This window comes from Pseudomonas sp. S31 (assembly GCF_016648105.1).
Lineage (GTDB): Bacteria > Pseudomonadota > Gammaproteobacteria > Pseudomonadales > Pseudomonadaceae > Aquipseudomonas.
Window position 1 is genome coordinate 66,184 of the sequence record NZ_JACVVE010000003.1, and the last position, 21,389, is coordinate 87,572.

Here is a 21,389-nt window from a genome sequence, read left to right on the forward strand (position 1 = left end):
CGCAAAGCGGCCCCTAGGGCCCCACGTCAGGCCCGGCGCTCGTCCAGCCGCGCCAGCTGCCGTTCCAGCATCGATGGGTACGGCTCCATCAACCGCTCCACGCAGCAGGCGCCTTCGGGGCTGGCGATCGGCCGGATGCGTGCGCGCTGGCGGATCAGGCTATCGTCACTGATCTGCCGCTCGACCAGAAGCAGGTTGCGGCTGTGCTGCGACAGGGCCAGAGCGTCCTGGGCCTGCTCGGTCATCAACAGGTCGACCTGCTCCAGCCCCTGCAGGTCGTCGCCATGCACCAGGCCCAGCTGCAGTTGCAGGGTGATGCCGCTGTCGGCTACCTCGATCTGCAGGGCGTGGCCCAGGGCGCGCAGCAGCTCTCCGCAGCAGATGGCGTTGGTCAGGTAGTCCTCGCCACTGTCGCGGCTGTGGAACAGCACCAGGGTGCTGCCGTCGTTGAGCGTGTAGGTTTCACCGTCGTACAGCGAGGCGGCCTGCTCCAGGCAGTCGCGGTAGCGCTCCAGCAGCTCGGTCAGGCGGGTGCGGGGCAGGCGCCGCAGTTGCTCCTGGGAGCCCAGCTGTACGGCCAGTACGGCGCTGTTCTGCGGTTCGTCCGACTCGACCACGGCCGTCTTGGCGGCGGGTTCGTCATTGTCCAGCAAACCGGCGAAGGCTTCGTCGTCGTCCTCGTCAGCCTGGGCAACGGTGTTCGGCCGGGCCGCCGCCTTGGGTGCGGGAGCGTCGTCGTGCAGGTCGTCGAAGTCGTCTTCGTATTCTTCCTCTTCCGGCTCTGGCTCCGGTGGTGGAGGCGGGGCGAGACGCGTGTGCAACTGGCGGGCGATGTCGCCGATCTCGTCCTGACGGTCGGTGGCCGGGGTGTAAGGGTGCGGGTCGCGCAGCCAGACGCGCAATTGCAGCAGCGGCGTGGTGATGTGGCGACCTTGGCGCAGGCTCAGGCTCAAGGCCAGGGCCAGCAGGATCGCGGCAAGAATGCCCATGCTCTGCAGGCTGATCAGCATCGGTTGCTGGAACTGGCTCATGTCCAGGCTGATGCGCAGTTGCCCGGCGGTCACGTCCTGGAAGGTGATCTTGGTCTGGTACAGGCCTTCGGCCTCGCCCAGCAGGCTGTTGCGCGGGCGCTGGCCGGCCTCGGCGAGAATGCGGTTGTCGACGCTGTAGATCGCCGCATGCGCCACCAGGGGGTTTTTCACCAGGTTGCCGAGCAGCACGTTGAGACTGAGGATGTCGTTGGACACCAGCAGTTCTGTGGCCGAGGTGGCGGTCTGGGTGGTCAGGCTCTGGCCGAGGGCGTCGGCCTGCTCATGCATGGCCTGCTTGAACTGCAGGCCCATGACGCAGGCATAGATCACCAGCGCCAGCGCCACCAGGAATATGTTGGTGCTGGCGATGCGCAGTGCCAGGGGAACACGACGTTGTCGCAGGGCACGGAAGATCATTAGGAAGAAGTTGTCTGGCTTGACGGGCGTGGGCCGGTTCACAGAGCGCGGCTCTTAATGGCAGAAAAGTGTTGCGCAGTATAGCGAGCCGGAATTTGTCGGCAAAGTATCGTTGGTGCCCGATGGTCATGGAAAATCGGTAGAATGCGCATTTTTCATCGAAGTCGGAGCAGGTTGTGCGCGAAATCGTCCTGATCAACATCACCGGTGAGGACCGTCCCGGTCTCACTGCCGCCCTTACCGGCGTCCTGCTCCAGGGCGGTGTGAACATCCTCGACATCGGCCTGGCGGTGATGCATGGCACCTTGTCCTTTGGCATCCTGGTCGACATCCCGGATAACGAGGTGGCCACCCAGCTGCTGCAAAGCGTGCAGGCCAAGGCCCACGAGCTGAACCTGCAGGCCCGCTACACACCGATTTCCGAGGCCGACTACCAGCACTGGGCCGACGGCCAGGGCGAGGCGCGGCATATCGTGACCCTGCTCAGCCGCAAGATCACCCCCGAGCAACTGCAACGGGTGAGTGCGGTGATCAGCCAGTACGGCCTGACCATCGAGCGCATCGAGCGCCTGTCGGCCCGTGTCGCCCTGGATAGCCACGCCGAGACGAACAAGGCCGCCCTGGAAATATCGGTGCGCGGCGTGCCGAGCGACGCCCAGGCACTGCGTGGCGACTTCTTCGCCCTGGCCGAAGCACTGAGCATCGACATCGCCTTCCAGAAGGACGACCTGTTCCGCCGCAACCGCCGCCTGGCGGTATTCGACATGGACTCGACGCTGATCGAGGCCGAGGTCATCGACGAGCTGGCCAAGGCCGCCGGTGTCGGCGAGCAAGTCGCTGCCATCACCGAGCGGGCGATGCGTGGTGAACTCGACTTCCGCGCCAGCTTCAAGGAGCGCATGGCGCTGCTCAAAGGTCTGGACGTGGGCGTGCTGGACCAGATCGGGGCGTCGCTGCGCCTGACCGAGGGCGCCGAGAACCTGTTCGCCGAGCTCAAGCGCCTGGGTTACAAGACCGCGATCCTGTCCGGTGGCTTCTCCTACTTCGCCAAGCAGGTGCAGGCGCGCCTGGGTATCGACTACGTGTTCGCCAACGAGCTGGAAGTGGTCGATGGCAAGGTGACCGGCGTGGCTGTGGAGCCCATCGTGGACGCCCAGCGCAAGGCCGACCTGCTGCAGAAACTGGCCGCCGACGAGGGTTTGCAGCTGGAGCAGACCATTGCCGTGGGCGATGGTGCCAACGACCTGCCAATGTTGGCACTGGCCGGCCTGGGCGTCGCCTTCCGGGCCAAGCCGCTGGTGCGCCAATCGGCCAAGCAGGCGATCTCGACCCTGGGCCTGGATGGCGTGCTGTACCTGCTGGGCCTGCGCGACCGCGAGGCGCGCGCTTAAGGGCTTGGCGCTGGGTTGTCGGTGGGCATGATATCGAGCGCCGCGCGGGCGGCGCTCGGTCTCACAGGCGCAGGCAAGCCAACGCCAAGCACTCAGACCTGTTCAGGCGTCGCCAGCAGTTCACCCATGCGCACGGCCGAGCCTGCACCCAGGGTCTGTGCCCACTTCACCTGTTCCGGGCCGAACAGCACGATGGCCGTGGAGCCCAGCTTGAAGCGGCCCAGCTCGGCGCCTTTTTCCAGGTGGATGGGCGCGCGGCTGCCTTCGTCGTAACGGAAGGTCTTGATCTCGCGCTTGGGCGGCGTAACCAGGCCGGCCCAGACGGTCTCGATCGATGCGACGATCATCGCGCCGACCAGCACCACGGCCATCGGCCCGCGCTCGGTATCGAACAGGCACACCACACGCTCGTTGCGGGCGAACAGCTCTGGGACGTTTTCGGCAGTGGTCTGGTTGACCGAGAACAGACGGCCCGGCACGTAGACCATCTCGCGCAGGGTGCCGGCCAGCGGCATGTGCACGCGGTGGTAGTCCTTGGGCGACAGGTACACGGTGGCGAACTCACCACCCATGAACGGCGCGGCCAGGGCCGGGTCACCGCCCAGCAGCTCCTGGGCGCTGAAGCTGTGGCCCTTGGCCTGGAAGATGCGGCCGTGCTCGATTGCGCCGAGCTGGCTGATGGCGCCATCGGCTGGGCAGAGGATCGCCCCGGGGGTTTCGTCCAGCGGACGTGCGCCCGGCTTGAGGGCGCGGGTGAAGAAGGCGTTGAAGTGCTCGTAGGCGGTGAGGTCCTCGACCAGCGCTTCGCTCATGTTGACCTGGTAGCGCTTGGCGAACCAGGCGGTGAAGGCGTTCTTGAACCAGCGCGCCCGGCACTCGGCGATGCAGCCGGCCATTCGCGACAGCAGGTGATGCGGCAGCAGGTGCTGGCTGATGATGAACAAACGGGATTTCATTCAGGTTCCTTAGACTTCTACAGGCGTGTCCGGGTGGTTGCCCCATTCGCTCCACGAGCCGGCATAGGCTTTGACCCGTGGGTAGCCGAGGGCCTTGGCCACCAGGTAGGTGAAGCCGGAGCGGCGGTGGGTCTGGCAGTGGGTGATCACTTCCTTGTCGGGGGTGATGCCCAGTTGCTCGAGCACTTCAGCGATGTCCGCACGAATGCGCAGGTGGTCGTTGAGGTCCATGCCGGCGGTCCACTCGAAGTTGACCGCGCCAGGGATGTGACCGGCCTTGGCGGCCAGGACTTTTTCGCCGTTGTACTCCTGCGGGCCACGGGCATCCCAGATGACCAGGTCAGTGGCGCCCAGGCGGCTTTGCAGGTATTCGCGGGTGGCGGTTGGCTCGCTGTGCAGGCGCAGGTGAACGGGGGCGCTGCCAGGGGCGGGGACGTCGGTGGAGAGTTTGTCCGCTGGCCAGGCCTGGATGCCACCATTGAGGTAGTGGTGCGCCTTGTGGCCGATGACATCGAGCAGCCAGATGAAGCGCCCGGCCCAGCCGCCGCCTTCGTCGTCGTACACCACGTAGACGGCGTCGTCGCGGTGGCCGAGTTCGCTGAACAGTTTTTCCAGGTCGGCCTGTGCTGGCAGCAGCCCAGGGGCCGGGGGCTGGCCGAGTTGGGTGCGTTTGCCTTCGACGAAGCGGGCGCCGGGAATATGGCCGCTGACATAGCGGTTGGCGCTGCTCAGGTCGACCAGGATCAACTGCGGGCAGTCCAGGCGCGGCAGCAGGTCCTCAGGCTCGATCACCAGGGGCAGGCCGGAAAAATCAGTCATCCACGTTCTCCAGTGTGGAAAGAGGGGCGATTGTAGCGCAAGGCTCAGGCGTTGCGGTTGGCAAACACAGCCAGCGCCCGCTCGATGCATTGCACCGTTTTGCCGAAGGCCTGCACGCTGACATCGGCCAGCGGTTTGCCGCCCTGGTCGGCCACCGCCACCATCAGCACCTGGTCGCCGACCGCGAGCGAGCGCAGCAACAGGTGCTCACTGTGGAACAGCGCGCGCAGCGGGGCCGGCAGCAGTGCCGAGAACTGGGCGTGGTTGTCGGGCGTCAGGCGCAGTTGGCCGGCCTTGCTCGTCAGCTTCTGCAGCAGCTTGTTCTGCTCGATGTCCAGGGCGATGCTGCTCGCTTCCTTGGGCAGGCCGGCGATCTGCTGCACGCGCAGGTAATCGCTGGGCTTGTCCAGGCTCAGCAGCATGATGCGCTGCATCCCACAGGCTTCCAGGGCCTCGCGGGCATGGGTGGCCAGGTGCACGACGTTGGCGAACGGGCTGGGCTGGGACAGCAGTTCCTGGCACAGCCTGCGCCAGCGGCCGAGCGCCTCGCTGGAGGGCGGCGGCGGGGTGAGCATATCGGGGTGCGGGCGGCGCTGCTCCCAGGGCCAGATCAATGCCTCGGCGGGGTGGAACAGGGCATGGCGGGCGTGGCGCCGGGCGCTGGCCGCGGCTTGTTGGTGAACCTGTTGCTGCACGTCTTCCAGCGAGGTCTGCAGGTACAGCGCGGTCAGCAGTTGCCAGCGCAGCAGGTGTGGGTTGTCCCAGCCCACCTGGGCTGCCAGGGCCAGGTTGTTGGCCAGCAGCACGGTATTGGCCGGCTCGTTGAACCAGCGGCGCAGGCCCGGCTCTTCGTCCAGGCGATGCTGTTGGCTCAGCAGGTCCTGGTCGCGGGCGATGCTCAGCACCAGGGCCAGTTGCTCGCGCTCTTCGAGCAGCAGGCGGTAGCCCTGGGTCACCCAGCGTGGCAGGCGCCAATGCTCGGCCACGGCCTGGCACAGGGCGAAGATGCGCACGCCGAACAGCTCCTGCTCAACGTCTGCCGCGATCTCGCCCTTGTGGATGACTCGCAGCTCCCAGGCGTCCAGCAGTTTCGGGTAGGCCTGGGCCAGCGGCCACAGGGGCGCCAGGAACAGCAGGCTGCCCCAGTGGATTTCCTGCCACAGGCGTGCCAGGCGGCTGGCGAACAGGCCGTTGGCCTGTTGCGTGGCATGTTGGCTGATCAGCAGGAACTGGCGCAGCACCGGCGGTATGTCGTCTTCCGGCACCGAGGGCAGGCGCATCAGCAGCTCGCGGCTGCGCGCCAGGCCAAGACGGTTCAGGGCGATTTCCAGGCTTTCGGCGGGCTCCGCCTGGCTCGGGTTGCCGGGGTGATTGGCCTCGCGCATCACCGAGAGCACCAGGGCTGGGCTGTCCTGCATCAGTTCGGCGATGTCGCGCAGGGAGCGGCGGCTGTCGTTGATGGCCGCCATGACCCGGTCGTAACTGGACTTCGGCACCGGCAGGCGGATGCCGTCGAGTACCGTGATCCAGGTCTTTAGTGTGCGCGGAGTCTCAGTAGGTACCTTGGTTTCAATTGGCATTTTGACATCAGTCCGAACTGGCTTTTCGCTTTTAGTGGCTATAGTCTGGCGCAGTTCTGCCGATAAGTAGAAGAAGAGTTTTAAAGCTCCCGTCCCCCGACCCTGACCACGACTGCAAGTGCTTTGAACCTATGGCTAAAATTATCGGCATCATCGTCGTATTCGCGAGCGTGCTCGGCGGATACGTTCTTTCCCACGGCAAGATTGCGGCGCTGATCCAGCCATTCGAAGTGCTGATCATCGGCGGTGCGGCCTTCGGTGCATTCCTGCAGGCCAACCCCGGTTACATGACCATGCATGTAATCAAGAAGTCGATGAAGATGTTCGGCTCGCGCTTCACCCATACCTACTACATGGAAGTGCTGGGGCTGGTCTACGAGATTCTCAACAAGAGCCGTCGCGAAGGCATGATGGCGATCGAGAGCGATATCGAGGACGCCGCGGCCAGCCCGATCTTCGCCAAGTACCCGGCGGTACTGGGCGACGAGCGCATGACCGCGTTCATCTGCGACTACCTGCGCATCATGTCCACCGGCAACATGGCGCCCCACGAGCTCGAAGGCCTGTTCGACATGGAGCTGTTGAACATGAAGGAAGAGCTCGAGCACCCGTCGCACGCGGTCAATGGCATCGCCGACGGCATGCCCGGCTTCGGTATCGTCGCGGCAGTACTGGGGATCGTGGTGACCATGGCCTCGCTGGGCGATGGCGACCAAGCCTCGATCGGCCTGCACGTGGGCGCGGCGCTGGTCGGTACCTTCTTCGGTATCCTCGCCGCCTACGGCTTCTTCGGCCCGCTGGCCAAGTGCCTGGAGCACGACGCCAAGGAAGAAATCAACCTCTACGAGTCGATCAAGGCCTCGCTGGTTGCCTCGGCTTCCGGCATGCCGCCATCGCTGGCCGTCGAGTTCGGTCGCAAGGTGCTGTACCCGAAGCACCGCCCGAGTTTCTCCGAGCTGGAACAAGCGGTTCGTGGTCGCTGAGTCATGGAAAACAATCAGCCGATAATCATCAAGCGCGTCAAGCGCTTCGGCGCCAGCCATCACGGCGGAGCCTGGAAGATCGCCTTCGCCGACTTCGCCACGGCGATGATGGCGTTCTTCCTGGTGCTGTGGCTGCTGTCCACGGCAACGCCTGAACAGAAGATCGCCATTGCCGGTTATTTCAAGGACCCGATCGGCTTTTCCGAGAGCGGCACGCCCTACGTCATCGACCTGGGTGGGTCGCCCGAGCTTGCGCCGGACAAGACCATCAACCCGGAAGAGAAGTCCGAGCCTACGCCCAACACCAGCACGCAGCTGGACAAGGACCAGGTCGAGACCCTTGCCGAACAGGTCGAGCGCGAGCGCCTGGAGTTGTTGCTGCAGGAGTTGCAGAACAAGGTCGAGGAAAACCCTGAACTGCAGAAGTTCAAGGATCAGATCCTGTTCGAGATCACCCAGGACGGCTTGCGCATCCAGATCATGGATGCCGAGAACCGGCCGATGTTCGACCTCGGCAGTGCGCGCCTGCAGCCGTATTTCGAGGACATCCTGCTGGCCATGGCCGACACCATCAAGGCGGTGCCGAACAAGATCAGCATCAGTGGTCACACCGACGCCAAGCCGTATTCCGGTACCGGTGACTTCGGCAACTGGGAGCTGTCGGCCAACCGTGCCAACGCCGCGCGCCGCGCGCTGGTTGCCGGGGGCTACCCGGACGAGCAGGTGGCGCGGGTGGTCGGCTACGCCTCGTCGTCGCTGTTCGACCGCAAGAACCCGTTCAACCCGGTGAACCGTCGCATCGACATCATCGTCCTGACCAAGAAGGCCCAGCGCGATATCGAAGGCCAGCAAGGCACTCCGCAGGCTCCGTCGCCGGCAGCGCCTGGCGCGACACCGCCAGCCGCGCCCCCCGCGGCGCCTGCCGCACCGGGTGCCTCGGCGGCGCCAGGGGCGGGCGATACGCCGATGCAGCCGCGCGAACTGCGGCAGAAGCTGAACATCTTCGAGGATGGCGTGTTGAAGATGGATGAGGCCAAGGGGCAGTAGAAGACGTGATAATTGGGGCCGCTCCGCGCCCCAATTGCGTCAGTAGCTGTCTTGCGTAAGGCTGGCGATGATCGAACGGTAGCTGTTCATGCGCTGCGGTTTGATCCGTCCCTCGTCCAGGGCCTTGAGCAGGGCGCAGCCTGGCTCGCGGTCATGCTTGCAGTCGCGGAAGCGGCAGGTGCCGAACAGGTCGCGGAACTCGATGAAGCCAGCCTCGACGTCGTCGCGGCTGACGTGGGCCAGGCCGAATTCGCGAATGCCCGGCGAGTCGATCAGGTCGCCGCCATTGGGGAAGTGATACAAGCGCGCGGTCGTGGTGGTGTGGGTGCCCTGGCCGGACCACTCGGACAGGTCGCCGACCCGCGTGCCCGCTTCGGGCAGCAGGCTGTTGACCAGTGACGACTTGCCCACCCCCGATTGCCCGACGAACACGCTGATGTGGCCATCGAGCATCTGCTGCAAGCGTTGCATGCCATCGCCCTGGTGAGCCGAGACTTCCAGCAGCGGGTAGCCCAGCTCGCGGTACACTTCGAGCAGTTCATGCAGGCCGGGGCCGTTCTGCTCGTCGATGAGGTCGGCCTTGTTCAGCAACAGCAGCGGGCGGATGCCGGCGTGCTCGGCTGCCACCAGGTAGCGGTCGATCAGGTTGGGGTGTGGCTCCGGGGCCGGGGCGAAGACGATCACGATCAAGTCGACGTTGGCCGCGACCGGTTTGAGCTGGCCATGGTTGTTCGGCCGGCACAGTTCGGTGCTGCGCGGCATCTGCGCGACGATCACGCCGATGCCCTGGTTGCCGGCGCGCCAGACCACGCGGTCGCCGGTGACCAGCGCCGGCAGGTTGGCGCGCAGGTGGCAGCGGAAAACCTGGCCGGCCGACTCGCCGTCCTGGGCTTCGACTTCCACTTGCACGCCGAAGTGGGCGATCACCAGGCCCAGTTGCTCCGGCCCCAGGTCGCCGCCCTCCAGCTCTTGCAGCACGTGCTGCTCGCGTTTGGCGGCGCGAGCGGCGCGTTCGTTCTGGATTTTTTCGATACGCCAGTTCTGGCGACGATTGAGCTGGCGTTTGGCCATGGACCTTCCAAGGTGGGGCAAGTTGAAAACGGCAGGCAGTTTAGCACGCCAGCCCATCGACCATTCTGCTTACCTTTGCGCCGCGCATGCGCAGGCTGGCGTCGCTAGGCTAATATGACGGCCTATACGAGGAGCCTCTTCATGCAGAACCCACAGAACCTGATCTGGATCGATCTGGAAATGACCGGCCTGGATCCGGACCACGACGTCATCATCGAGATGGCCACCATCGTCACCGACAGCGAGCTGAACACCTTGGCCGAAGGCCCGGTGATCGCGATCCACCACAGTGACGAAGTGCTGGCACGCATGGACGACTGGAACACCCGCACCCACGGTGCCTCGGGCCTGACCCAGCGCGTGCGTGAAAGCCAGGTCGGCATGGCCGAGGCCGAGGCGCAGACCATCGCCTTCCTCGAGCAATGGGTACCGAAGGGCAAGTCGCCGATCTGCGGCAACAGCATCTGCCAGGACCGCCGCTTCCTCTACCGACACATGCGCGGTCTGGAAAACTACTTCCACTACCGCAACCTCGATGTCTCCACCCTCAAGGAGCTGGCTGCGCGCTGGGCGCCGGAGGTGCGTGACAGCTTCAAGAAGGGCAGCACCCACCTGGCGCTGGACGACATCCGCGAGTCGATCGCCGAGTTGCGCCACTACCGCGAGCATTTCATCAAGGTGTGACCCAAGAGGGCGCAGCTTTCCTGCTGGCGCCCCCTTTTGGTGCCGGGGGCAACTGGTTAGACTGCGCGCCTTTCCCGCACGGACCCGCGCCATGTTGCTGATGCTCTACCTCATCGCCATTACCGCCGAAGCCATGACCGGTGCCTTGTCCGCAGGGCGTCGCGGCATGGACTGGTTCGGCGTGGTGTTGATCGCCTGCATCACCGCGCTGGGCGGTGGTTCGGTGCGTGACGTGCTGCTCGGGCACTACCCGCTGACCTGGGTGAAGCATCCCGAGTACCTGGTGCTGACCAGTTGCGCGGCACTGCTGACGATCTTCATCGCGCCGATGATGCGCCGCCTGCGTTCGTTGTTCCTGGTGCTCGATGCCCTGGGGTTGGTGGCCTTCACCCTGATCGGCTGCATGACCGCGCTGGAAATGGGGCAGGGCATGCTGGTGGCCTCGCTCAGCGGGGTGATCACCGGGGTATTCGGGGGGATCCTCCGGGATATCTTCTGCAACGATATTCCGCTGGTGTTTCGCCGCGAACTGTACGCCAGTGTGTCGTTCGCGGCGGCTTGGTTCTACCTGGGCTGCGTGTATTTCAAGGTGCCGGCGGAGCAGGCGATGCTGCTGACCTTGTTCGGTGGCTTCCTGCTGCGCTTGCTGGCTATTCGTTTCCATTGGGAAATGCCCAAGTTTCACTATAACGACCAGCAATAGGGGCGCTTCGCCTCAAGTGTTGTGCTGGTTTTGAGATCGAGCGCCGCCCGCGCGGCGCTCGATCTCAAGGGCGCTGAAAAATGTGAGGCAAGCACCTGTCAGCACCTGCGCGATCTAAACCTGGCCATGCCGGGCCAGCGCCCATTCAACGTGTTCACGCACCAGCTCCGAAGCATCCTCGCGCCGCGCCTTCAAAGCCTCCACCACCGGTATCGTCGAAGGCGCATTGCCCAAGCCCACCGCCAGGTTGCGCAGCCAGCGCTCATAGCCGGCCCGGCGCAGCGGCCCGCCTTCGGTCTTGCGCAGGAAAGTCCGCTCGTCCCACAGGAACATCTCCGCCAGTTCGGCATTCTCCAGCCCGTGGCGCGGCTGGAAGTCCTGTTCCTTGCTGTGCTTGGCGAAGCGGTTCCATGGGCAGACGATCTGGCAGTCGTCGCAGCCGAACACGCGGTTGCCCATCATCGCGCGCAGCTCTACCGGGATGGCGCCCTTGAGCTCGATGGTGAGGTACGAGATGCAGCGTCGGGCGTCCAGCACGTAGGGGCCGACGAAGGCCTGGGTCGGGCAGATGTCCAGGCATGCCTGGCAGCGCCCGCAGTGCTCGCTGGTGGTGGCTTCGTCCAGTGGCAGCGGCAGGTCGACGAACAGTTCGGCAAGGAAGAAGTAGCTGCCGGCCTTGCGGTTGAGCAGCAGGGTGTTCTTGCCGATCCAGCCCAGCCCGGCCTGTTCGGCCAGGGCCTTTTCCAGTACCGGGGCGCTGTCGACGAAGGCACGGTAGCCGAACGGGCCGATGGCTTCCTGGATGCGGTCGGCCAGGTGCTGCACGCGCTTGCGCACCAGCTTGTGGTAGTCGCGGCCCAGGGCGTAGCGCGAGACGTAGGCCTTTTCTGGTTGCGCCAGGCGCTGGGCCATCTGCGTGTCGCCAGGCAGGTAGTCCATGCGCAGCGACACCACGCGCAGGGTGCCGGGAATCAACTGTTCCGGGTGCGCGCGCTTGCTGCCGTGGGCGCCGAGGTACTCCATCTCGCCTTGGTAGCCGGCGTCGAGCCAGCGTTGCAGGTGGTGTTCGTGCTCGCCAAGGTCGACCCCGGCGATGCCGACGTGGGCAAAACCGAGTTCTCGGCCCCAATCCTTGATCGATTGGGCCAGGTTGGCGAGGTCAGGTGTGCAAGCAGGCATGGATGGGTAAGGCAATACAGGCTCAGGTGCGTATAATTCTGCCAGACATTGGAGCCTTTGACCCTATGCCCCAGACCAAACACCCCGGCCACGCCCCACGATTGCTCAGCAGCCTCAGCGTTGCGCACCTGGCGGCGCGCCCGGTAGACGCGCACAAGGGCGATTTCGGCCATGTGCTGGTGGTCGGCGGCGACCTGGGGACCGGCGGCGCGGTGCTGCTCAGTGCCGAGGCCGCGTTGCGTTGCGGCGCCGGCCTGGTCAGCGTGGCCACACGCCCCGAGCATGTCGGCGCAGCCCTGGCGCGCCTGCCCGAAGCCATGTGCCTGGGGGTGGACTCGGCCAATCAGTTGATGGGCGTGCTAGAGCGTGCCACGGTGCTGGTGGTCGGCCCTGGCCTGGGCCAGGCGGCCTGGGGGCGCAGCCTGCTGTCGGCGGTGACCGACGCCGAACGGCCGCAGGTATGGGATGCCGACGCGCTCAACCTGCTGGCGCATACACCGCTGGCATTGCCGCCGGGCAGCGTGCTCACCCCGCATCCGGGAGAGGCGGCGCGCCTGCTCGGGGTGTCCACCGAAGCGGTGCAGGCCGACCGTGCGGGCGCGGCGCTCAAGTTGGCGCGCCGCCATGCCAGTGTCTGCGTGCTCAAGGGGGCGGGCACCCTGGTGGCCGACCCCGGCGGCCAGCTGGCACTGTGCGAGCGTGGGCACCCGGCGATGGCCGGTGCCGGCCTGGGCGACGTGCTGACCGGTGTGCTGGCGGCACTGCTGGCCCAGGGCCTGGATGCCTGGGCGGCAGCGTGCCTGGGGACATGGCTGCACGCCTGCGCGGGCGAGCGGTTGGGGGTGAAGGGTAGGGGGCTGGCAGCCGGTGACCTGGCGCCGATCATTCGTGAGTTGTTGGAGGAGCATTCTGCGTGTCTGGGCTAACCCTGTTTCTGGCCGATGAAGCGGCCACGGTCGCCTTCGGCAATAAAATGGCCAAAGTGACCGGCGGTCATGGCGTGATTTTCCTGGAAGGCGACCTGGGGGCGGGCAAGACCACGCTCTCGCGAGGCCTGATCCGCGGCCTGGGCCATACTGGTGCAGTAAAAAGCCCGACGTTCACCGTGGTAGAACCCTACGAGATCGGAGACGTTCGCGCCTTCCACTTCGACCTGTATCGCCTGGTCGATCCGGAGGAGCTGGAGTTCATGGGCATCCGTGATTATTTCGAAGGCGACCCATTGTGCCTGTTCGAGTGGCCACAAAAGGGTGCGGGCATTTTGCCAAAGCCCGACCTGACCATTACCATAAGCCCCCAAGCGAGCGGACGCTCGCTGAACCTGTCGCCGCAGGGGGCTCGCGGCGAAGCCTGGTGCGTGGCACTGGCCGAATACTATAAACAGTAAGTGGGGTAGGTATGCGCATACGCGCACTGGTCGCTGTGGTTGGGCTACTGCTGACAGCGGTGACCGTTGACGCTCTGGCCGTCACTCAAGTCAAGAGCATGCGCCTTTGGCGGGCGCCGGACAACACACGGCTGGTCTTCGACCTGTCAGGGCCGGTGCAGCACAGTGTCTTCACCCTGACGGCTCCCGATCGCCTGGTGATCGACATCAATGGCGCTACCCTGGGTGGGCCGCTGAACGTCTCCACCTCCAACACCCCGATCAGCAGCGTGCGTTCTGCCCAGCGCACGCCCACCGACCTGCGCGTGGTGGTCGACCTGAAGAAGTCGGTCACGCCCAAGAGCTTCACCCTGGCGCCCAACGCCCAGTATGGTAATCGCCTGGTGGTCGACCTGTACGACCAGGAAGCCGACGCCATCGCTGCCAGCAGCCCGACGCCCGCACCCACGCCGACGCAGACGCCCGCGACCACCCCGGCGGTGCCAGTGACGCCGGCCCAGCCGGCGATCAAATTGCCGCCGGTGCCCAACGGCAAGCGCGATATCGTGGTGGCCATCGATGCCGGCCACGGTGGCGAGGACCCGGGCGCATCCGGCTCTCGTGGCCAGCATGAAAAAGACATCGTGCTGCAGATCGCCAAGGAGCTGCAGCGCCAGATCAACACCGAGAAAGGCTTCCGCGCCGAGCTGACCCGTACCGGCGATTACTTCATCCCACTGCGCAAGCGCACCGAAATCGCCCGCAAGAAAGGCGCCGACCTGTTCATCTCGATCCATGCCGACGCCGCACCATCTCGCGCTGCGTTCGGTGCCTCGGTGTTCGCCTTGTCCGACCGTGGCGCCACGTCCGAGACCGCTCGCTGGCTGGCCGACACGGAAAACCGTTCCGACCTGATCGGCGGGGCCGGCAACGTCAGCCTCGATGACAAGGACCGCATGCTCGCCGGCGTGCTGCTGGACCTGTCGATGACGGCGACCCTGAGCTCGAGCCTGAACGTAGGGCAGAAGGTACTGGGCAACATGGGCCGGATCACCTCGTTGCACAAGCAGCGGGTCGAGCAGGCCGGCTTCATGGTGCTCAAATCCCCGGACATCCCGTCGATCCTCGTCGAAACCGGGTTCATCTCGAACAACGCCGAGGCCGCCAAGCTGGCCACCCGCAGCCACCAGCAGGCGCTGGCTCGCTCGATCCATACCGGCGTTCGCCAGTATTTCCAGCAGAACCCGCCGCCGGGCACCTACATCGCCTGGCTGCGCGACAGTGGCAAGATCGCCCAGGGCCCGCGTGAACACACCGTGCGCCCTGGCGAGACCTTGGCAATGCTCGCCGTGCGCTACCAGGTCAGCGTGGCCAGCCTGCGCAGCAACAACAGCCTCAAGAGCGACGAGCTCAAGGTCGGCCAGCGTCTGGATATTCCTGCCACCACCCTGGCCTCGCAGCAATGAGTGGTGGCGCGCGCATCCAGCTGCTGACCCCGCGGCTGGCCAACCAGATTGCCGCCGGCGAGGTGGTCGAGCGTCCGGCCTCGGTGGCCAAGGAGTTGTTGGAGAACAGCCTGGACTCCGGCGCCCGGCGCATCGATGTCGAGGTCGAGCAGGGCGGCGTCAAGCTGCTGCGGGTGCGGGACGACGGAGGTGGTATTTCCGCCGACGACCTGCCGCTGGCCCTGGCCCGTCACGCCACCAGCAAGATTCGCGAGCTGGAAGACCTGGAAGGCGTATTGAGCCTCGGCTTTCGTGGCGAGGCGCTGGCCTCGATCAGCTCGGTGGCGCGCCTGACCCTGACCTCGCGTACCGCCAGCGCCAGCGAAGCCTGGCAGGTGGAGACCGAGGGCCGCGACATGACCCCGCGGGTGCAGCCGGCGGCGCACCCGGTGGGGACTTCGGTCGAGGTTCGCGACTTGTTCTTCAATACCCCGGCGCGGCGCAAGTTCCTCAAGGCTGAAAAAACCGAATTCGATCACCTGCAAGAAGTGATCCGCCGCCTTGCGCTGGCCCGCTTCGACGTGGCGTTTCATTTGCGCCACAACGGCAAGACCGTGCTCAGCTTGCACGAGGCCCACGACGACATGGCGCGGGCGCGGCGTGTCGGCGCCATCTGTGGCGGCGGTTTCATGGAGCAGGCGCTGCCGATCGAGGTCGAGCGCAACGGCCTGCGCTTGTGGGGCTGGGTTGGGCTGCCGACGTTCTCACGCAGTCAGGCGGACCTGCAGTACTTCTTCGTCAATGGTCGCGCCGTGCGGGACAAGCTGGTCGCCCACGCGGTGCGCCAGGCCTACCGTGACGTGCTGTTCAATGGGCGGCATCCGACCTTCGTGTTGTTTCTCGAGCTCGACCCCACCGGCGTCGACGTCAATGTGCACCCGACCAAGCACGAGGTGCGTTTCCGGGAGGGGCGCTCGGTACACGACTTCCTCTACGGTACCTTGCACCGCGCTCTGGCTGACGTGCGCCCGGAAGACCAGTTGGCAGCCCCTGCCGCAGCCAGCGAGATCGTCAGGCCTAGCGGCTTGCAGGCCGGTGAATTCGGGCCGCAGGGCGAGATGCGCCTGGCCGCCTCGGTGCTCGAACAGCCCCAAGCACCGCAACATGCCATTTCCAATGCTGGCAGTGGCGCCGGCTATCAGTACCAGTACACGCCGCGGCCTTCGCAGCCATTGCCGGCAGCCGAGTCTCAGGCAGTCTACCGCGAGTTCTACAAACCGTTGGGCGACGACGCCACGGGGTCCGGCACGACGGCGCTGCCGGAAAGCCAGGGCGATATCCCGCCGTTGGGCTACGCGCTGGCCCAGCTCAAGGGCATCTACATCCTTGCCGAGAATGCCGTCGGCCTGGTGCTGGTCGATATGCATGCCGCCCACGAACGGATCATGTACGAGCGGCTCAAGGTGGCCATGGCCAGCGAAGGCCTCAGCGGCCAGCCGCTGCTGGTGCCCGAGTCGCTGGCACTGAGCCAGCGTGAGGCCGACTGCGCCGAGGAACATGCCCAGTGGTTCCAGCGCCTGGGCTTCGAGCTGCAGCGCCTGGGCCCGGAAACCCTGGCCATCCGCCAGATTCCCGCGCTGCTCAAGCAGGCCGAGGCCAACCGCCTGGTCCAGGACGTGCTGACCGACCTCATGGAATATGGCACCAGCGACCGCATCCAGGCGCACCTCAACGAGCTGCTCGGCACCATGGCCTGCCATGGCGCGGTGCGTGCCAACCGGCGCCTGGCCATCCCCGAGATGAACGCGCTGCTGCGCGACATGGAAAACACCGAGCGCAGCGGCCAATGCAACCACGGTCGGCCGACCTGGACCCAGATGGGCCTGGATGACCTGGACAAACTTTTCCTGCGCGGTCGATGAAATGAGCGGCAAGCCTCCAGCGATATTCCTCATGGGCCCGACGGCGGCCGGCAAGACCGACTTGGCCATCGAGCTGACCAAGGCCTTGCCGTGCGAGCTGATCAGTGTCGATTCGGCGCTGGTCTACCGGGGCATGGACATCGGTACCGCCAAGCCGTCCAAGGCGGTGCTGGCCGCCCATCCGCACCGGCTGGTCGACATCCTCGACCCGGCCGAGAGCTATTCGGCGGCGCAGTTCTGCAAGGACGCCCTGGCGGCCATGGCCGAGATCACCGCGCGCGGCAACATTCCGCTGTTGGTGGGCGGCACCATGCTGTACTACAAGGCCCTGGTCGAAGGCCTGGCGGACATGCCGCCGGCCGACCCGGCCGTACGCGCCGAACTCGAAGCCGAGGCCGAGGCACTGGGGCTGGGCGAATTGCACCGGCAACTGGCCGAGGTCGACCCGGAATCGGCGGCGCGCATCCACCCCAACGACCCCCAGCGGCTGATCCGCGCCTTGGAGGTGTTCCGGGTGAGCGGGCAGAGCATGACAGCCCATCGCCGGCGTCAATTCGCGGAAAGTAGCGGCGCAGACGCAGGCGCTGGCGGGCATTTGCCCTATACTGTCGCAAGTTTGGCGATTGCTCCTACAGATCGTCACATTTTGCATCAGCGAATTGCGTTACGATTTTCACAGATGCTGGAACAGGGCTTCGTCGACGAGGTCCGATCACTGCGCGCCAGAAGTGACTTGCACGCCGCGCTGCCGTCTATACGGGCAGTGGGGTACAGGCAGGTCTGGGATTACCTCGATGGCCAGCTGACTGAGAATGAGATGCGAGAACGCGGTATCATTGCCACTCGCCAGTTGGCCAAGCGGCAGTTCACCTGGTTGCGTGGTTGGTCCGACGCTTACTGGCTCGACAGCCTGGCCTGCGACAATCTGTCCCGCACCTTGAAATACCTTGGGGCCATCTCCATATTGAGCTGAGTCCCTGCTGATTGCCGTCTATTCTTGCGAAGGGGCGGCCTAATTTATCGATTTTCCTTGAATTTCTACTATTGATCCTTACAGGAGTGCGGCATATGTCAAAAGGGCATTCGCTACAAGACCCTTACTTGAATACTTTGAGAAAAGAAAAGGTCCCGGTTTCCATCTACCTGGTCAACGGCATCAAGCTGCAGGGCTCGATCGAATCGTTCGACCAGTTCGTGGTGCTGCTGAAGAACACCGTCAGCCAGATGGTCTACAAGCACGCCATTTCGACCGTGGTTCCTGCCCGTCCGGTTCGCCTGCCAAGCCCGTCCGATTCCGACAGCGGTGACAGCGAGCCAGGCAACGCCTGATAGGAGCCTGCATTGTTCTTTGAGCGCCACGGTGGTGGTGAGCGGGCGCTGCTCGTTCACTTGGAAGGTCAGAACCCTGAGGCGCGCGAAGATCCGCAGGAGTTTCAGGAACTGGCATTCTCGGCCGGTGCCGACATCGTTTCGCTGGTCACGGTGACGAGGCATCAGCCTTCCGCCAAATACCTGATTGGCAGTGGCAAGGTCGATGAGCTGCATGACCTGGTCCATGCCGAACAGGTAGACCTGGTGATTTTCAATCACACCCTCACGCCCAGCCAGGAGCGCAACCTCGAGCGTGTCTTCGAGTGTCGCGTGCTGGATCGCACCGGGCTGATCCTCGATATCTTCGCCCAGCGGGCGCGTACCCATGAAGGCAAGCTGCAGGTCGAACTGGCCCAGCTCGAGCACATGAGCACGCGGCTGGTGCGCGGCTGGACCCACCTCGAGCGGCAGAAGGGCGGTATCGGCCTGCGCGGCCCGGGCGAGACCCAGCTGGAAACCGACCGCCGCCTGCTGCGGGTGCGCCTGCGCCAGATCAAGGCACGCCTGGAGAAGGTCCGCAGCCAACGCGAGCAGGCCCGCCGTGGCCGTCGCCGCGCCGAGATCCCGTCGGTGTCCCTGGTGGGCTACACCAACGCCGGCAAGTCCACCCTGTTCAACGCCCTGACCACCTCCGAGGTCTATGCCGCCGATCAGCTGTTCGCCACCCTCGACCCGACCTTGCGCCGGCTCAAGCTCGACGACCTGGGCCCGATCGTGCTGGCCGACACCGTGGGCTTCATCCGCCACCTGCCACACAAGCTGGTCGAGGCATTTCGGGCTACGCTCGAAGAGTCCAGTAACGCCGATCTGTTGCTGCATGTGATCGACGCTCACGAGCCTGAGCGCATGGAACAGATCGAGCAAGTGCTGGCGGTGTTGAGCGAGATCGGTGCCGAAGGCTTGCCGATCCTCGAGGTCTATAACAAACTCGACCTGCTCGAAGATGTCGAGCCGCAGATCCAGCGCGATGCCGATGGCAAGCCGGAGCGGGTCTGGGTCTCGGCCCGCGATGGTCGAGGCCTGGAGCTGGTGGGCCAGGCGATCGCCGAGTTGCTGGGGGATGATCTGTTTGTCGGCACCTTGTGCCTGGAGCAACGTTTTGCCCGCTTGCGCGCGCAATTCTTCGCTTTGGGTGCGGTGCAGAGTGAAGAGCATGACGAAGAAGGGCGCAGCCTGCTGAGCGTGCGACTGCCCAGGGTCGAACTGAATCGCCTGGTCAGCCGCGAAGGCATGGAGCCGCAAGTGTTTGTCCAGCAACACACTTTGCAATAAATGCCCGGCGAGGTGGCCGGGCAGCAGTGACAGGCATTCTGTAGCATTGGACGGCGCGCCGTGGGTGCGTCTTTGCTTTATCAGATGGAGAGCGCTATGGCTTGGAACGAGCCGGGTGGCAACTCGAACAATCAGGATCCCTGGGGCGGTCGCCGTGGTGGCGGCGGCGGCGGTGGTGACAAGAAAGGTCCGCCGGATCTGGACGAGGCCTTCCGCAAACTACAGGACAGCCTCAATGGCATGTTCGGTGGTGGCAAGAAACGTGGCGGCGGTGACCGCAATGTCGGCAGGGGCGGTGGCTTCGGCCTGCTGGGCATAGGCCTGGCGGTGCTGGCCGCGATCTGGCTGTACAGCGCCGTTTACGTGGTCGACGAACAGGAGCAGGCCGTGGTGCTGCGCTTCGGCAAGTACTATGAGACGGTCGGTCCTGGCCTGAACATCTACTTCCCGCCGATCGATCGCAAGTACATGGAAAACGTCACGCGTGAGCGTGCCTACACCAAGCAGGGGCAGATGCTCACCGAAGACGAGAACATCGTCGAGGTGCCGCTGACCGTGCAGTACAAGATCACCAACCTGCAGGACTTCGTGCTCAACGTCGACCAGCCAGAGGTGAGCCTGCAGCATGCGACCGATAGCGCCCTGCGCCACGTGGTGGGTTCCACCTCGATGGACCAGGTACTGACCGAGGGTCGTGAGCAGATGGCCGTGGATATCCGCGAACGCCTGCAGCGCTTCCTCGACAACTACCGTACCGGTATCACCGTCACCCAGGTCAACGTACAGAGCGCGGCAGCCCCGCGTGAAGTGCAGGAAGCCTTCGACGACGTGATCCGTGCCCGCGAAGACGAGCAGCGTGCCCGCAACCAGGCCGAGTCCTACGCCAATGGCGTGGTGCCCGAGGCCCGTGGTCAGGCCCAGCGCATCATCGAGGACGCCAACGGCTACCGCGACGAAGTCATCGCCCGCGCCAAGGGTGAGTCGGATCGCTTCACCAAGCTGGTCGGCGAGTACCGCAAGGCCCCTGACGTGACCCGTCAGCGCCTGTACCTGGAGACCATGCAAGAGGTCTACAGCAATTCGAGCAAGGTCCTGGTGGCGACCAAGGATGGGCAGAACAACCTGCTCTACCTGCCGCTGGACAAGATGGTCGAAGGCAGCCGCAACCCGTCCACGCCATCGGCCAGCGTGTCGCCATCGGTCAACGATGCGGCCGCTCGTGCTGCGCAGGACATGCAACAGCAACAGCCGCTGCGTACTAGGGAGAGCCGCTGATGAGCAATAAATCGCTGATCGCCCTGATCGCCGCAGTGGTGCTGGCCGTCGTGGCCTGGAACAGCTTCTACATCGTGTCCCAGACCGAACGTGCGGTGCTGCTGCAATTCGGCCGTGTGGTCCAGGCCGATGTCCAGCCGGGCCTGCACGTGAAGGTTCCCTACGTGAACCAGGTGCGCAAGTTCGACGCCCGCCTGATGACCCTCGACGCCCCGACCCAGCGGTTCCTGACCCTGGAGAAAAAAGCGGTGATGGTCGACGCCTACGCCAAGTGGCGCGTCCAGGATGCCGAGCGCTTCTACACCGCCACGTCCGGCCTCAAGCAGATCGCCGACGAACGCCTCTCGCGTCGTCTGGAAAGCGGCCTGCGTGACCAGTTCGGCAAGCGCACCCTGCACGAGGTGGTTTCCGGTGAGCGTGACGCGCTGATGGCTGACATCACCGCTTCGCTGAACCGCATGGCCAACAAGGAGCTGGGTATCGAGGTCATCGACGTACGCGTCAAGGCCATCGACCTGCCGAAGGAAGTCAACCGCAGCGTATTCGACCGCATGAGCACCGAGCGCGAGCGTGAAGCCCGCGAGCACCGCGCCAAAGGTAACGAGTTGGCCGAAGGTATTCGTGCCGACGCCGACCGCCAGCGCCGTGTGCTGCTGGCCGAGGCCTACCGCGAAGCGGAAGAGACTCGCGGTGACGGCGACGCCCAGGCGGCTGCCATCTACGCCAAGGCCTACACCCAGGACGCCGATTTCTATGCGTTCTACCGTAGCCTGCAGGCCTACCGCGACAGCTTCTCCAGCAAGAGCGACGTGCTGGTCCTGGATCCGAAGAACGAGTTCTTCCGCTTCATGGACAAGAGCAAGCCCTGACCGACCGA

The 21,389-nt window shown here is 65.0% G+C and carries 20 protein-coding genes; 14 read left to right on the top strand and 6 right to left on the bottom strand.

Annotated elements, in window-relative coordinates; translation table 11 throughout:
* Positions 1-26 precede the first annotated feature (26 nt).
* The gene (locus IAE37_RS04030) at positions 27-1,490 is read right to left on the bottom strand and encodes an AhpA/YtjB family protein (protein ID WP_201169563.1); all 1,464 of its coding nucleotides are present in this window, start codon (positions 1,488-1,490) and stop codon (positions 27-29) included.
* Between the two features lie 134 nt (positions 1,491-1,624).
* Between IAE37_RS04030 and serB the strand changes: the two genes are divergently transcribed.
* Complete coding sequence (serB, locus tag IAE37_RS04035) at positions 1,625-2,839, top strand: phosphoserine phosphatase SerB (RefSeq protein ID WP_201169565.1); 1,215 nt, start codon at positions 1,625-1,627, stop codon at positions 2,837-2,839.
* A 92-nt stretch (positions 2,840-2,931) separates the two neighbouring features.
* Here the strand turns inward: serB and asd are convergent, their stop codons facing one another.
* Genes asd through IAE37_RS04050 form a run of 3 tightly spaced genes read right to left on the bottom strand, consistent with a single transcriptional unit; the run spans position 2,932 to position 6,194 of the window.
* On the bottom strand, positions 2,932-3,795 hold the full coding sequence (gene asd, locus IAE37_RS04040) for an archaetidylserine decarboxylase (RefSeq protein WP_201169568.1): 864 nt from the start codon (positions 3,793-3,795) through the stop codon (positions 2,932-2,934).
* A gap of 9 nt (positions 3,796-3,804) precedes the next feature.
* Entirely contained in the window at positions 3,805-4,614 is an 810-nt protein-coding gene (locus IAE37_RS04045; protein WP_201169571.1) for a rhodanese-like domain-containing protein, read from the bottom strand.
* A gap of 44 nt (positions 4,615-4,658) precedes the next feature.
* The gene (locus IAE37_RS04050) at positions 4,659-6,194 is read right to left on the bottom strand and encodes an HDOD domain-containing protein (protein ID WP_201169572.1); all 1,536 of its coding nucleotides are present in this window, start codon (positions 6,192-6,194) and stop codon (positions 4,659-4,661) included.
* Between the two features lie 131 nt (positions 6,195-6,325).
* On the opposite strand from IAE37_RS04050, the gene motA reads away from it, so the two are divergent.
* Positions 6,326-7,177 (top strand): flagellar motor stator protein MotA, encoded by an 852-nt coding sequence (motA, locus tag IAE37_RS04055; protein WP_201169574.1) that lies wholly within the window; start codon positions 6,326-6,328, stop codon positions 7,175-7,177.
* A 3-nt stretch (positions 7,178-7,180) separates the two neighbouring features.
* A complete protein-coding gene (gene motB, locus IAE37_RS04060; RefSeq protein WP_201169576.1) occupies positions 7,181-8,224 on the top strand; it encodes a flagellar motor protein MotB in 1,044 nt (347 codons plus the stop codon).
* Between the two features lie 39 nt (positions 8,225-8,263).
* On the opposite strand, the gene rsgA is transcribed toward motB, so the two are convergent.
* Positions 8,264-9,295 carry a small ribosomal subunit biogenesis GTPase RsgA gene (gene rsgA / locus IAE37_RS04065; RefSeq protein WP_201169578.1) on the bottom strand — a complete coding sequence of 344 codons (1,032 nt, stop codon included), beginning with the start codon at positions 9,293-9,295 and terminating at the stop codon, positions 8,264-8,266.
* Positions 9,296-9,436: 141 nt separating this feature from the next.
* Between rsgA and orn the strand changes: the two genes are divergently transcribed.
* A complete protein-coding gene (orn, locus tag IAE37_RS04070) occupies positions 9,437-9,979 on the top strand; it encodes an oligoribonuclease (protein WP_201169580.1) in 543 nt (180 codons plus the stop codon).
* Positions 9,980-10,070: 91 nt separating this feature from the next.
* Entirely contained in the window at positions 10,071-10,682 is a 612-nt protein-coding gene (locus IAE37_RS04075; protein ID WP_201169582.1) for a trimeric intracellular cation channel family protein, read from the top strand.
* A 114-nt stretch (positions 10,683-10,796) separates the two neighbouring features.
* On the opposite strand, the gene queG is transcribed toward IAE37_RS04075, so the two are convergent.
* Positions 10,797-11,861, bottom strand: a complete 1,065-nt coding sequence (gene queG, locus IAE37_RS04080; RefSeq protein WP_201169584.1) for a tRNA epoxyqueuosine(34) reductase QueG — start codon at positions 11,859-11,861, stop codon at positions 10,797-10,799.
* A 65-nt stretch (positions 11,862-11,926) separates the two neighbouring features.
* Here queG and IAE37_RS04085 point away from each other — a divergent pair, with 65 nt between their 5' ends.
* The 9 genes from IAE37_RS04085 to hflC all read left to right on the top strand — a co-directional run bounded on the left by IAE37_RS04085 (position 11,927) and on the right by hflC (position 21,381).
* On the top strand, positions 11,927-12,787 hold the full coding sequence (locus IAE37_RS04085) for an NAD(P)H-hydrate dehydratase (RefSeq protein ID WP_236409774.1): 861 nt from the start codon (positions 11,927-11,929) through the stop codon (positions 12,785-12,787).
* Entirely contained in the window at positions 12,775-13,248 is a 474-nt protein-coding gene (tsaE, locus tag IAE37_RS04090; protein ID WP_201169599.1) for a tRNA (adenosine(37)-N6)-threonylcarbamoyltransferase complex ATPase subunit type 1 TsaE, read from the top strand. Before IAE37_RS04085 ends, tsaE begins: the two co-directional genes overlap by 13 nt.
* An 11-nt stretch (positions 13,249-13,259) precedes the next feature.
* Positions 13,260-14,693, top strand: coding sequence for an N-acetylmuramoyl-L-alanine amidase (locus IAE37_RS04095; RefSeq protein ID WP_201169603.1), 1,434 nt, complete (start codon positions 13,260-13,262; stop codon positions 14,691-14,693).
* Positions 14,690-16,594 (top strand): DNA mismatch repair endonuclease MutL, encoded by a 1,905-nt coding sequence (gene mutL, locus IAE37_RS04100; protein ID WP_201169606.1) that lies wholly within the window; start codon positions 14,690-14,692, stop codon positions 16,592-16,594. Before IAE37_RS04095 ends, mutL begins: the two co-directional genes overlap by 4 nt.
* A gap of 1 nt (position 16,595) precedes the next feature.
* Positions 16,596-17,567, top strand: a complete 972-nt coding sequence (gene miaA / locus IAE37_RS04105; protein ID WP_201169997.1) for a tRNA (adenosine(37)-N6)-dimethylallyltransferase MiaA — start codon at positions 16,596-16,598, stop codon at positions 17,565-17,567.
* A gap of 95 nt (positions 17,568-17,662) precedes the next feature.
* Positions 17,663-17,923: an RNA chaperone Hfq gene (gene hfq / locus IAE37_RS04110; RefSeq protein WP_133324650.1), complete on the top strand. Its 261-nt coding sequence runs from the start codon at positions 17,663-17,665 to the stop codon at positions 17,921-17,923.
* Positions 17,924-17,935: 12 nt separating this feature from the next.
* On the top strand, positions 17,936-19,237 hold the full coding sequence (hflX, locus tag IAE37_RS04115; protein WP_201169613.1) for a ribosome rescue GTPase HflX: 1,302 nt from the start codon (positions 17,936-17,938) through the stop codon (positions 19,235-19,237).
* Positions 19,238-19,333: 96 nt separating this feature from the next.
* On the top strand, positions 19,334-20,512 hold the full coding sequence (gene hflK / locus IAE37_RS04120) for an FtsH protease activity modulator HflK (RefSeq protein WP_201169616.1): 1,179 nt from the start codon (positions 19,334-19,336) through the stop codon (positions 20,510-20,512).
* Positions 20,512-21,381 carry a protease modulator HflC gene (hflC, locus tag IAE37_RS04125; RefSeq protein WP_201169618.1) on the top strand — a complete coding sequence of 290 codons (870 nt, stop codon included), beginning with the start codon at positions 20,512-20,514 and terminating at the stop codon, positions 21,379-21,381. Before hflK ends, hflC begins: the two co-directional genes overlap by 1 nt.
* The last annotated feature ends 8 nt before the right edge of the window (positions 21,382-21,389 follow it).